The following is a 12,252-nucleotide window of genomic DNA, read 5'->3' on the forward strand; positions in this document are numbered from 1 at the left end:
TATGGCTAGCGGATCGAGTCAGCGACGATGGTAGGCGGGGGACAGCTCTTTGACCGCTTCAATGAAGGCGCCCGCATGGGCCGGATCCACCTCTGGCGTAATGCCGTGGCCCAAGTTGAAAATATGGCCTTCACCCTCGCCAAACTCCGCCAGAATCGTCGCCACTTCCTCGCGAATACGCTTGGGTGAGGCGCGCAGCATGGCCGGGTCCATATTGCCCTGCAGCGCCACTTTATCACCCACGCGGCGGCGCGCTAAGCCGACATCCGTCGTCCAATCGAGCCCCAGCGCATCAGCCCCGGTATCGGCCATCGCATCCAACCATTGCCCACCGTTTTTGGTGAAAAGAATTGCAGGAACACGGCGACCATCGCGCTCTTTAATCAGACCGTCGACAATCTGCTTCATGTAGCGCAGGCTGAACTCGCGGTAGGCACGATGCCCCAATGCACCACCCCAGGTATCGAAGATCTGTACCGCTTGAGCACCGGCACGAATCTGGTCATTCAGGTAAGCGGTCACGCTCTGAGCCAACTTATCCAGCAATGCATGCATGGTCTCCGGCTCATCGAAAGCCAGTGCCTTACAGCGAGCGTGGTCTTTAGAGCCACCGCCTTCAACCATATAGGTGGCCAGCGTCCAAGGGCTGCCCGAGAAGCCGATCAACGGCACACGCCCGTTCAGAGCCGAGCGAATCGCACGCACCGCATCACAGACGTACGTAAGATCGTTCTCACCGTCAACAACCGGCAGGGCTTCCACATCGGCCATGCTACGCACGGTCTTGCGAAAACGTGGGCCCTCACCGGTTTCAAAGTACAGACCAAGCCCCATGGCATCGGGAATGGTAAGAATGTCAGAAAACAGAATTGCCGCATCCAGGGGGTAGCGTTCCAGCGGCTGAAGCGTCACTTCACAGGCCAGTTCGGTGTTTTTGCACAACGACAGGAAGTCACCGGCTTTGGCGCGGCTGGCACGGTATTCGGGCAGGTAGCGGCCCGCCTGACGCATCATCCACACTGGCGTGTAGTCAACAGGCTGACGCAGCAGGGCTCGCAGAAAAGTATCGTTCTTCAATTCACTCATGGACGCTCAACCTATTGCCAATACAAAAACGCCGGAACCGCCGCCGGCACAGGTCCTGCGGTGGTTCCGGCGTTCAAACACCTTACACTTTCAGGTAATCGAGAATGCCTTCCGCAGCCTGACGACCTTCCCATACCGCAGTCACCACCAAATCTGAGCCGCGTACCATATCACCACCGGCGAAGATTTTGGGATTGCTGGTCTGGAATTTAAACAATTGTTGCTCCGGCGCCTTCACCCCTCCCCAGGATTCGAGCTCGACGTTCTGCTCAGCCAGCCACTCCGGGGGGTTGGGCTGAAAGCCGAAGGCCACTAACACCACATCAGCGGGAATAATTTCCTCGCTGCCGGGAATCGCTTCAGGACGACGACGGCCATTTTCATCGGGCTCGCCCAGTTTGGTGGTAACCACTTTAATACCTTCAACCTTACCACTGCCGATGATGGCCACTGGCTGACGGTTGAACAGGAATTGAACGCCCTCTTCGCGCGCGTTTTGCACTTCGCGACGTGAACCAGGCATGTTTTCCTCGTCGCGGCGGTAAGCGCAAACGACGCTGGATGCCCCCTGACGGATAGACGTACGGTTACAGTCCATGGCGGTATCGCCGCCACCCAGCACCACGACCCGCTTGCCGTTGACACTGATGTAGTCGGTCGCGTCCTGCTCCCAGCCCATGTTGCGGTTAACATTGGAAACAAGGAATGGCAGCGCATCGTAAACGCCATCCAGTTCTTCACCGGGGAAGCCGCCTTTCATGTACTTGTAAGTGCCCATCCCCATGAACACAGCGTCGTACTCGGCCAGCAGATCATCCATGCTCACATCGCTGCCGACATCAGTATTCAGGCGGAATTCAACACCCATCTCTTCCAATACACGGCGACGGCGCTGAACCACCGATTTTTCCAATTTGAACTCGGGAATACCAAAGGTCAGCAGACCGCCAATTTCGGGATAGCGATCGAACACTACCGGCTTCACACCCGCGCGCACCAATACGTCGGCACAACCGATACCGGCAGGTCCGGCACCGATAACGGCCACTTTCTTGTCAGTCCACACCCGCTTCGACATATCCGGGCGCCAGCCCAGTTCCAGCGCGGTGTCGGTGATGTACTTCTCGGTAGACCCGATCGTCACGGCACCAAAGCCATCGTTCAGCGTACAGGCACCTTCACAGAGGCGGTCCTGCGGGCACACGCGGCCACAGACTTCAGGCAGACTGTTGGTCTGGTGGCTCAATTCCGCCGCCTCGAACAGATTGCCTTCACTGACCAGTTTCAGCCAGTTGGGAATAAAGTTGTGAACCGGGCACTTCCACTCACAATAGGGATTGCCACAAGCCAGACAGCGGTGCGCCTGGTTCTGTACTTCCTCTTCTTTGTAGGGCTCATAAATTTCTACAAAGGCTTCGCGGCGCTGAACCATGTCTTTTTTAGACGGGTCCTGACGCCCTACATCGAGGAACTGAAATGTATTCTGCAAACGTTCAGCCATAATCTCTTTACCTCTTCGCTACGCGACTGCTTATTCCGGACGCCGTCTGGTGGTTTCCAGCAGGCGGCTGAGGCTTGCTGCTTTGGGCTTGATCATCCAGAACTTAGCGATGTAGTCGTCGAAATTATCCAGCAGATGCTGCCCCCAGGCACTGCCAGTCTCCGCCACAAACTCCTCAATATTGCCGCGCAGGTGCACGCGGTAGGCCTCCATGGCCTCAGAGGTAATACGACAGATTTCAACCAGTTCGCTGTTGTAGCGATCAACGAAGGTGTTTTCCATATCCAGGACGTAGGCAAAACCGCCAGTCATACCGGCACCGAAGTTCACCCCGGTATTGCCAAGTACGGTGATGTTGCCGCCGGTCATGTATTCACAGCAGTGGTCGCCGGCGCCCTCAATTACCGCGTGAGCACCGGAGTTACGCACCCCGAAACGCTCACCCGCGGTACCGGCAGCAAACAGCTTGCCTCCGGTCGCACCATACAGACAGGTGTTGCCGATAATGGAGGTTTCCTGGCTCTTGAAGGCACTGCCTTTAGGCGGGTAAATCACCAGCTTGCCGCCCGCCATGCCTTTGCCGACGTAGTCGTTGGCATCCCCTTCGAGGTGCATGTGCAAACCACCGGCATTCCAGACGCCAAAGCTCTGTCCGGCTGTTCCCGTCAGGCGCAACACAACCGGCGCAGCTTCCATTTCCAGGTTGCCGTGGCGCTTGGCGATTTCACCCGACAGGCGCGCGCCGATCGAGCGGTCACAGTTGCCGACACGGAAGTGATATTCACCACCGGATTTGGCCTCGATCGCCGGCATAATCGCCGCCACCATTTCTTCGGCTTTTTCACCCTTATCGAAGGGCTCATTCAGACTGACCTGACAAAACTCCGGCTGCCCTTCTGCCGCAGGATCTTTGAACAGAATCGGCGACAGGTCCAACAGACCCTGCTTGTCAGTTTCACCGGCTTTCTGAGCCAACAGGTCGGTACGCCCGATCAACTCTTCAATGCTGCGAACGCCGATTTTCGCCATCCACTCGCGGGTTTCCTCGGCCATGAAACGGAAGAAGTTCATCACCATTTCCACGGTGCCGATGAAGTGGTCATCGCGCAGGCGCTCATCCTGCGTCGCCACCCCGGTGGCGCAGTTATTCAGGTGACAGATACGCAGGTATTTACAGCCCAGAGCGACCATCGGCGTAGTGCCAAACCCAAAACTCTCAGCGCCAAGGATGGCGGCTTTCACGACATCTAGGCCGGTCTTCAGACCACCATCGGTCTGAACGCGCACCTTGCCTCGCAGGCCATTGCCGCGCAGGGTCTGCTGCGCTTCAGAAAGGCCCAGCTCCCAAGGCGAACCCGCATAGCGGATAGAGGTCAGCGGGCTGGCCGCTGTACCACCGTCGTAACCGGAAATAGTAATGAGGTCGGCATAGGCTTTTGCCACACCAGCGGCAATCGTGCCGACACCAGGCTCAGACACCAGTTTGACGGATACCAGTGCGTCAGGGTTGACCTGCTTGAGGTCAAAAATGAGCTGAGCCAGATCTTCGATCGAGTAAATATCGTGATGCGGCGGCGGCGAAATCAGCGTCACGCCTGGAACGGAGTAACGCAGACGCGCAATCAGCGCATTGACTTTACCACCGGGTAGCTGACCACCCTCACCGGGCTTGGCACCCTGTGCGACTTTGATCTGCAGCACCTCTGCATTCACCAGATAATGCGGCGTCACACCAAAGCGTCCGGAAGCGATCTGCTTGATTTTGGAGACGCGCTCAGTACCGTAACGGGCGGGGTCTTCCCCTCCCTCACCGGAGTTCGAACGCGCGCCCAAGCGGTTCATTGCGGTTGCCAGCGCCTCGTGAGCCTCGGGGCTCAGTGCACCCAGCGACATCCCCGCTGAGTCGAAGCGGCTCAGGATGCTCTCGGCAGACTCCACTTCGTCCAGCGGAATCGGCGCAGCCTTATCACTGAAATCCAGCAGATCTCGCAGCGTGGCAACGGGACGCTGATTTACCAGATCGGCATATTTTTTCCACAGCCCGTAGTCGCCGGTTTTGACCGCCTGTTGCAGACTCATCACCACGTCGGGATTAAAGGCGTGGTATTCCTTACCGTGCACATACTTCAGCAGACCGCCCTGATCCAGCGGCTTGCGGGGCAGCCACGCCAAGGTCGCCAAGGCTTCCTGGTCGTTCTGCAGTTGCTCGAAGCTGACACCGGCAATACGGCTGGCGACGCCACTAAAGCAGGTATTGACCACGTCGTCATCCAGGCCGATCGCCTCAAACAGCTGGGCGCCACGGTAGGACGAAATGGAGGAGATCCCCATTTTCGACATGATTTTCAGCAGGCCTTTGTTGATGCCTTTAACGTAGTTGCCCCAGGTGGTTTGCTCGTCACCCAGAATTTCGCCGCAAGCCAGCATATCGCTGAGTACCGCAAAAGACATGTAGGGGTAAACCGCCGTCGCACCGAAGCCAAACAGACAGGCCATCTGATGAGAGTCGCGGGCAGTGCCGCTCTCGATCACCAGGTTGGCACTGCAGCGCAGCCCCTGCTTGATCAGGTGGTGATGCACGGCACCGGTGGCCAGCAGGCTGTGCACCGACAGCAGGCCGGGCTCCAGCTTGCGATCACTGAGGATCAGAATGACCTTGCCACTGCGCACCGCCTCTTCAGCCGCGGTGGCGACATCGGCCACGGCCTGTTTCAGGCTTTTCTGTGAGGGGTCATAGCTGAGATCGATCAGCGCCTTGGGGTAACGCGGAGAGTCTACCCCCATCAGGCGGTCGTATTTATCGGGCGACAGCACCGGGCTGCTCAGAATCAGTCGATCGGCGTGGTCGGCGGTCTGCTCGAACACATTCTGTTCGGCACCCAGCAGGGTTTCCAAGCTCATGACGATCGACTCACGCAGTGGGTCGATCGGCGGATTGGTCACCTGAGCAAATTTCTGCCGGAAGTAGTCATAAAGTGAGCGCTGACTGCGCGACAGCACAGCCATCGGAGTGTCATCACCCATCGAGCCAACAGCTTCGTTACCGCTGTCTGCCAGCGGAGACAGTACCTGCTCGCGCTCTTCAAAGCTGACCTGGAAGTACTTCTGCAGTGCCTTGAGCGGCTCACCTTCAGGCAGCGCCGGGCGGTTGCCCTCACCGAGTTGGTCCTGAAGGCGGTTGGCGTTTTCACGCAACCACTGTTTGTAGGGGTGGGCGGCCTTGAGGCGCTCATCAACGTCTTTGGTGTGTAGAACTTCACCCGTCTCGGTATCGACCACCAGAATCTGCCCGGGACCAACGCGTCCCTTGGCAACTACTTGATCCGGCTGGTAGCCATAGGTACCAATTTCCGATGCCACGGTGATCAGACCATCTTTGGTAATTACCCAGCGAGAGGGACGGAGGCCGTTGCGGTCCAACATACACACCGCATAACGGCCGTCGGTCATAACCAGACCGGCCGGGCCATCCCACGGCTCCATATGCATGGAGTTGTATTCGTAGAACGCCTTCAGATCGGCATCCATATGTTCGATGTTCTGCCACGCTGGCGGCACCAGCATGCGCACGGCTCGGAACAGGTCCATGCCACCGGCAACCAGAAGCTCCAGCATATTGTCCAGGCTGGAAGAGTCGGAGCCAGTGCGGTTAACCAGCGGCGCCAGCTCTTCGACATTCGGGATGCGCGGGCTGCTGAAGTTCTTGGTACGCGCTTCCGCCCAGTTGCGGTTCCCCTCAACCGTATTAATCTCACCGTTGTGCGCCAGCATGCGGAAAGGCTGGGCCAGCGGCCAGCGCGGCATAGTATTGGTGGAGAAGCGCTGGTGGAAAACGCAGATAGCCGTTTCCAGCTCGGGGTTAGCGAGATCCAGGTAAAAATGTGGCAAATCGACGGGCATCACCAACCCTTTGTACGACACCACATCTGCCGACAGGCTACAAATGTAGAACTCGCTGTCATCCGCCAGCGCAATTTCCACCTGACGGCGCACCACAAAGAGCTTTGTGGTCAATTCTTGTGCAGACAGACCTTCAACGTTGATAAAGAGCTGCTCAATGCGCGGCAGACTGGCCAGAGCGATTTCCCCGCAAACCGAGGCATCGACCGGTACCTCACGCCAACCCGCCAGTTGCAGGCCGTTGTCGGCAAGCACGCCCGCCACCGCTTCACGTGCGCTGGTGGCTTTTGCCTCATCCTGGCTCAGAAAAATCTGACCGATACCGTACAGCTCACTGAGCTCGCCACCGAAAGCGTCTTTCGCCACCTTGCGCAGAAACGCATCCGGCTTTTTCAGCAATAAACCGCAGCCATCACCTGTTTTTCCGTCTGCCGCGATCCCCCCGCGGTGAGTCATGCAGGTCAGCGATTCGATGGCGGTCGCCAACAGTTCGTGACTCGCTTTGCCCTGCATATGGGCAATCAGTCCAAAACCGCAGTTGTCGCGCACATCTTCAGGTCTGTACAGGCCTGTACTCATAAAACGACTCTCACAAAAAATACAAGAAAAACAAGCAGATAGCCGAAATGACTGTTCGGGACGCTGTTCCGTACCCGAAAAAAGGAGGGACATTCTACACGTATGCGGCAAACCCGACAAACGCCGGGCAGTTTCCGCTCAAACTTTAAGCAATTTATGCGGTGATGCCGGCAGAAATCAGTACCTTAGAGATCTGCTCAACTGACGCCTGGTCACTGACGACCGCCTGCCCAAGCCCCTCCAGCAACACTAGGCGCAACCGCCCATCGATCACTTTTTTGTCCCGCCCCATCAGTTGCAGGAATTGGTCCACATTCATGCTTGGCGGCGGCACAAGAGGCAGGCCGGCGCGCTGCATCAGCACATCTGCTCGTTTCCAGATGCTTTCATCCAACCACCCCAGCTCGACCGACAGCGCCAGCGCCAGGGACATACCGGCTGCTACCGCCTCACCATGCAACCAACTGCCGTAGCCCTCAGCGGTTTCAATGGCATGCCCAAAGGTGTGCCCCAAGTTAAGGATAGCGCGACGCCCACCCTCTCTCTCGTCCTCAGCAACCACTTTCGCCTTGTTGACGCAGGAACGATACACAGCCTCCGCCAGAACATCGCCGTCACGCGCCATCAGCGCATCGACGTTATTTTCCAACCATTCAAAAAACGGCGCATCGCAAATCAGTCCGTATTTGATGACTTCTGCGACGCCTGCCGCATACTCTCGGCGCGGCAGAGTATCCAGCAAGCTCAGGTCCGCCAGAACACAGGCCGGCTGATGAAACGCACCGATCATATTTTTCCCGAGCGGGTGGTTTACGCCAGTTTTACCGCCAACGGATGAATCCACCATTGCCAGCAACGTGGTGGGCAACTGAACAAACGCTACGCCGCGCTGGTAGCAGGCCGCCGCAAAGCCACACATATCACCCACAACACCGCCACCCAAGGCAATCAGAGTGGTGCTGCGGTTATGATTCTTCTCCAGCAGGGTGTCGAACACCCGTGAAGCGACCTCCAAGGTCTTGTGAGATTCACCATCAGGCAAGATCACCTCGGCAAGCTGCTTATCGCCTAGTCCGGCCCTAACCCGATCGAGGTACAGCGGTGCAACGCGATCATTGCTGACAATACAAGCCTGGTGCCCTCGCACAAAGGATTGCCATGCGGGGGCACTCGCGCCAAGAAGATCGCGACCAATAAAAATCGGGTAGCTGCGCTCACCCAGGCTGACCTGGAGCTCTTTCATGATGTGTGTCCGACGTGAGTACTTGGGAAGTAGGGCCGAGCGGCCCAGTATAACAGTTACGCAGTCAGACCGTCGCTGCGTAACTGGCTGACCAAATCCTGCACCACAGATTTGGGGCTGCGGTGGTCCGTCGCAATACGATAGTCCGCCAGCTCGAGATAAAGAGGCTCTCGCTCAGCCATGAGGCGGCGCAGCGTCTCTTCGGGATTGCCTTGTTGCAAGAGCGGACGCTTGCGATCTTTCGCTGTGCGGCGGATTTGCTCCTCAACGGAAGTGCACAGGTAGACAACCCGACCTTTCTCCGCCATCAGCCTGCGGTTTTCATCGCGCAACACTGCGCCACCACCAGTAGATACAACCGCGCCACCCACTTCACTCAGTGACTGCAACATCAAGGCTTCGCGATCCCGGAAGCCTTGCTCCCCTTCCATATCAAATATCCAGGGGATATCAACACCACTGCGCTCTTCGATCTCGCGATCGACATCGTGAAATTCAAGGCGGAGAGTATCTGCAAGCAGGCGGCCGATGGTGCTTTTTCCCGCGCCCATCGGCCCGACCAGATAAATTAAATCGTTGTTTCGCATTGCCCCATCAATCTATCAGGCTGTCCGCAAGAATGCGTGGGGTGATAAAAATCAATGTTTCCTGCTTCTCGCGCGTCACATTGGTGCTCTTGAACAGGTGCCCAATAAAAGGAATATCGCCCAGCAGCGGCACCTTACTCTCGCTTTCAATGTCCACCTGATCGTACACACCACCCAGCACCACGGTTTCGCCATTGCTGACAAGCACACGTGTTTGTAGCTCAGTGGTATCAATGGTCGGCACCTGCCCACCAAGCCCGGTAGCAATAACCAGCTCACCAACTGTATCTTGATTAATAATCAAGTCCATAATGATGCGGTCATCGGGTGTGATAATCGGCGTCACATCCAGCTTCAGCACCGCTTCCTTGAAGGAAATGGTAGTTTTACCGTTGGCAGAACTCTCGGGGTAAGGGATTTCTGTACCCGACTTGATAATCGCCGGCTCTTTGTCACCAGTCACGACCCGGGGCTGCGACACAATCTCTCCGCGCCCTTTCGACTCCAACGCAGAGAGTTCAAGGTTCAGCAACACATCAGAGCCAATATAACCGAGCGCAAAACTGCCGGCTGCGCCACTAACCCCCAAATCAGTCACCAAGCCCGGCACCGCCGTATAGGTACTGGAGCCGGCAGCCAACGCACTCAGGTAATTCGACTGCGTGGCCTGATCGCTCTCAAGGTCACCATTGACCGAAAATATCTCGTTACCATTCTGCTTGACGTAAGCTCCACCCCAGCGCACACCCAACTGGCGATCAAAATCAGAAGAGGCCCGCACAATTCGCGCTTCTATTTGCACCTGACGCACCGGCACATCAATCAGCGCAACGAGCCGCCGGAACTCCTCCAGACGCTCAGCCGTCTCGGTAATCAGAAGGGAATTGGTGCGCTCATCAACAATGACACTGCCGCGCGGAGAAAGAATACTCTTGGTTGCGCCCTGCCCGTCACTACCGCTACTGCCCTTAGGCTTGAACAATTTGAACAATTCAGAAGCATCGGCATAGCGGATACGAATATATTCACTCTGCAGCGGAGCCAGCTCTTCAACCTGCTTCTGAGCCTCAATCTGCTGACGCTCCCGCTCTGCAATCTCCGCGGCTGGCGCCACCATCAACACATTGCCAACCTGACGCTTATCCAAGCCCTTGGTCTTGAGCACTAGATCAAGCGCCTGATCCCAGGGTACGTTCTGCAATCGCAGCGTGATATTGCCCTTCACGGTATCACTGGCCACCAAGTTCAGCTCAGTAAAATCCGCGATCAATTGCAATACCGAGCGCACCTCAATGTCCTGAAAGTTCAGCGAGAGCTTTTCGCCGACATAGGTAAACTCCTTGCGGCGCTCCTCGACCTCTTCTCGAGTGAGAGGCTTGACGCTGACTACATACTCAGTATCCGTCTGGTAAGCCAGATAATCATATTCACCGCTGGCCTCCAGCGAAAGTTTTGCGCCGCTTTCACCCATACGCGCATTGATCATTTTCACCGGGGTTGCAAAATCCGCCACATCAAACTTGCGCTGAAGGCTTTTGGGCAGCGCAACATCGGCAAAATCGATTTTGATGCGCGGCCCCTCAACAAACACATTGATATCAGCCTTATCGTCAGCCAGCTTGATCAGCAGGCGCCCCTCCCCCTTGTCACCGCGACGGAAATCCAAGTCTGTAATTCGGTTGCCCGTCGGCACAGCCTTGTTGTCGGCCATTGACAGGACAGGGTTGTTGTATTTCTCTTTTAGGTAGGCCTTACTGCCACCACCGCCAACCGCAACAACGAGCTCGTTGCCCTCGATGCGGGTTTCATAGCTCGCCAAGCGCACGAGATTCAGCACCACCCGGGTGCGCCCCTGCCCTTCCACTACTATCGCGCTACTCGCATTATCGTAGGATAGCGGAAACTTTTTCTGACTGAGCTTGTTTTCAACCCCGACCAAGTCCAGCGCGATACGCGCCGGTTTTTCAATACTGTACCCTTTGACGTCCGGCGGCACCCCCTCAAACTGGAGCCTCGCTTCAAAACGACCACCCTCGAGAGCGTTGAATTCCACATTGGTCAGGGTGCTGGCCCGAGCCGCCAAAGAGAGAAGCAGCGATCCGGCTAACAGCAGGCTGCGCGTCAACACTGCTCTGCAGTGACGGCGCCAGGCCGCCAGAAGGGGCTTACGCATGGGGGTATTCATTTATCTCTCCGCCTCTCAAATTCTTACTTGCCGCTGCTCAGCTCCAGCGAGCGGGGGCGCTCAACCCAACCCTCTCCACCCGTGGAAACAATCTCGACAACCGACACATGGTTGTCGCCAACGTCAATAATTTTGCCGTGATTCCGGCCTATGTAATTGCGCTCCCGCACACGATGGACAGCTCCGTCCGGCGCTTTAATCAACGCCCAAAGCACATTGTTCAGTTTCACCGTTCCCACCATCTTCAGAGAATCGATGGAGAATGACTCCAGATACTCCCTCTCCCTGTTCATATCGGGCTTCACTGAAGATGACGCCTCCAACCTGGCTATCTCCTGGACGTCAACAGGCTTGGTAAACGGACTGCGCAGCCCTGAAGCCGTATACGTGAAGGCCCGGTAAGCCTTGAGCGCGGGAATCGGCGCAATTGTTCCGCTCGGCGACGAACGCTTCTCAGCAATGAACGCATCGAGGTCAGCGTAGCGGCCACTACCACTACAAGCTACCGCAGCCAAACAGAGAAGGGGCAGCAAAACACGCTTCATCAGGAACCTCCCTCTACTTCTTTGTAGCGGTAGGTTTTGGCTGTAATAGACATCTGCTGGCTAGCCAGGTCTTTGCTGCTTTTAATTTTGTAATCGTGCAACGTCACAATTCGCGGCAGGCTCGCAATGCCACTCACAAACGCCGCCAAGTCGTGGTAAGTCCCCTCGACCTCAATGGCGATGGGCAATTCAATATAGAACTCCTGAGCGCGCTCAGGCTGCAATTTGATGCTGGAAATTTCCAAACCGTTGTCGATAGCCTTTTCCGTCATATCTTCCAACAGTCCCGGCACCTCGGTGTCTGCAGGCAGTTGTCCCAGCAGAATACCGAAACTCTCCTCCATTTCCGCCATTTGCTTCTTGAGCGGCTCTAACTTTGCGGCCTTAAACGCTTTTTTCTCAAATTCACTTTTAAGCTGAATCTCTTTGACCTCGGCAGCCGCCAACTCCTTCCGCAAGTCGGCAATCACGTAGAAATAGCCCACCGCCAGCACCACTGCAAAGGCAATTGCCCACAACGCCGCACGAACCAGCACCGGCCAGGCGCCGATATTGCCCTCGTTGAGGTCGTTAAAATCAAACTGTTTGACTTCGTCCAGCCACTCTTGCCAAGCCACAGCCATCTC

8 protein-coding genes are annotated in these 12,252 nt (G+C 56.6%); all 8 read right to left on the minus strand.

All coding sequences use genetic code 11. The annotated features are described in order from the left end of the window. Positions 1-18: 18 nt before the first annotated feature. Entirely contained in the window at positions 19-1,086 is a 1,068-nt protein-coding gene (hemE, locus tag AC5DB9_RS04050) for a uroporphyrinogen decarboxylase (RefSeq protein WP_272989524.1), read from the minus strand. A gap of 82 nt (positions 1,087-1,168) precedes the next feature. Further along, positions 1,169-2,587, minus strand: coding sequence for an FAD-dependent oxidoreductase (locus tag AC5DB9_RS04055; protein ID WP_273009020.1), 1,419 nt, complete (start codon positions 2,585-2,587; stop codon positions 1,169-1,171). Between the two features lie 30 nt (positions 2,588-2,617). Beyond that, positions 2,618-7,066, minus strand: coding sequence for a glutamate synthase large subunit (gene gltB, locus AC5DB9_RS04060; protein ID WP_273009022.1), 4,449 nt, complete (start codon positions 7,064-7,066; stop codon positions 2,618-2,620). A gap of 154 nt (positions 7,067-7,220) precedes the next feature. Continuing rightward, positions 7,221-8,309, minus strand: coding sequence for a 3-dehydroquinate synthase (gene aroB / locus AC5DB9_RS04065; RefSeq protein WP_272993563.1), 1,089 nt, complete (start codon positions 8,307-8,309; stop codon positions 7,221-7,223). Positions 8,310-8,365: 56 nt separating this feature from the next. Then, positions 8,366-8,896: a shikimate kinase AroK gene (gene aroK, locus AC5DB9_RS04070; RefSeq protein WP_022958429.1), complete on the minus strand. Its 531-nt coding sequence runs from the start codon at positions 8,894-8,896 to the stop codon at positions 8,366-8,368. Between the two features lie 7 nt (positions 8,897-8,903). Continuing rightward, positions 8,904-11,081, minus strand: coding sequence for a type IV pilus secretin PilQ (locus tag AC5DB9_RS04075; RefSeq protein WP_286855400.1), 2,178 nt, complete (start codon positions 11,079-11,081; stop codon positions 8,904-8,906). A 23-nt stretch (positions 11,082-11,104) separates the two neighbouring features. Next, positions 11,105-11,626: a pilus assembly protein PilP gene (locus AC5DB9_RS04080; protein WP_272993559.1), complete on the minus strand. Its 522-nt coding sequence runs from the start codon at positions 11,624-11,626 to the stop codon at positions 11,105-11,107. Then, positions 11,626-12,243: a type IV pilus inner membrane component PilO gene (locus tag AC5DB9_RS04085; protein ID WP_272993557.1), complete on the minus strand. Its 618-nt coding sequence runs from the start codon at positions 12,241-12,243 to the stop codon at positions 11,626-11,628. Before AC5DB9_RS04085 ends, AC5DB9_RS04080 begins: the two co-directional genes overlap by 1 nt. Between the last annotated feature and the right edge of the window lie 9 nt (positions 12,244-12,252).

The organism is Spongiibacter sp. (assembly GCF_984394615.1).